Raw genomic sequence first — 1125 nt, forward strand, 5'->3', positions numbered from 1 at the left:
TCGCTGGCCGTGGGCAGGGAGATGATTCTTGCGCTACCCATCTGCTCCGAGGACGCCAAACTTCCTCGTTCATTCACACTAGCCCTTGATCACGTTAAATCAGCTACTGTCAAATGAATTAATTAACGATTTATTATTAATTTCAAAATATCTCTCGCCTTCCTCTCCACTTCATCATGCGCGCGTCCTGCCATGATCAAAACCTCCAACCCCACTTGTGCCATGTGCAAACGTTTGGAGGAATCACATTTTTGCCATCTCTGAAATATCTCCATGGCTTCTTTTATAGGATATTTGCGAGCAATCATATCACTAACGGAATGTCGCAGCATTTCATCATCAAACTCGTCCGCATAATCTTCAAATATCTTCAGCAATTCCTTCTTCTGAGACTGTGTGAGCTTCTCAAAATCATTGTAAAGACTTAACACTAGGCAGCTACTCCCTGCCACCCTGCATGCGGCCTTATCTTTCAGAGCCTCAGAAAAGAAAGAAAATACTTCTTGCGACCAATTTTCACGATTAAGCTGAGAAATCTCTAACTCAAAGCATATTTCCTCAATTTCTGATTTATTGTTATTAACAACAGCCAAAGAAAATCTTTTAACAAATGACGATATATTCATATTACATCAAGGCACAACGAAATTAGCAGGAATTGTAGACCAAAATGGAGGAAGCAGAGATGGCAACATTCTAAGACACCGGTAGGCAACATATCCGGCGCCAAAACCAACAGTCGCTCCAACTACTGCGCAACCCGTGTCACAGCTTTGGCCTCCATCAGCATCTTCATCATCCTCGCATTCATCCATATAACGCTTTTCGAATTTACGCAAATTACCTTCGCGCTCATTAATCATAGTTCTATGACCACGTTTAGTTTGACTAAGAGACTCTCCCGGGCCGATGCGTTCCGGCAAGTTCAAACGATCTGCGGCCAAATCACTCCACCGATCATCCAAATCATTCTGAAGGTTTTGCATTTTTCTCCGTAAAGCCGAGCAATGTGCACTGTTTGCCTTGTGCGTCAAGCCCATAGGATCTGCAAAAGACAACGGATCCCCACCCACATACCCAAACCGATTCCACCCACCCTCCAACCCGATCGGGTCCGCCTGCATA

General features: G+C 44.3%; 1 protein-coding gene and 1 pseudogene. Both read right to left on the reverse strand.

Annotated features, from left to right (window positions below):
• Positions 1-122: 122 nt before the first annotated feature.
• A complete protein-coding gene (locus DTS01S_RS30780; RefSeq protein WP_139223915.1) occupies positions 123-626 on the reverse strand; it encodes a hypothetical protein in 504 nt (167 codons plus the stop codon).
• 6 nt (positions 627-632) lie between these two features.
• A pseudogene (locus tag DTS01S_RS31095) lies at positions 633-1125 on the reverse strand (hypothetical protein); the annotation flags it as partial.

The organism is Delftia tsuruhatensis NBRC 16741 (assembly GCF_001571325.1).
GTDB classification, from domain to species: Bacteria; Pseudomonadota; Gammaproteobacteria; order Burkholderiales; family Burkholderiaceae_C; genus Comamonas; species Comamonas tsuruhatensis.

Bases quoted from the DNA above. Each gene is read 5' to 3' on its own strand.
- DTS01S_RS30780 (WP_139223915.1), bottom strand. From the start codon at position 626: ATGAATATATCGTCATTTGTTAAAAGATTTTCTTTGGCTGTTGTTAAT.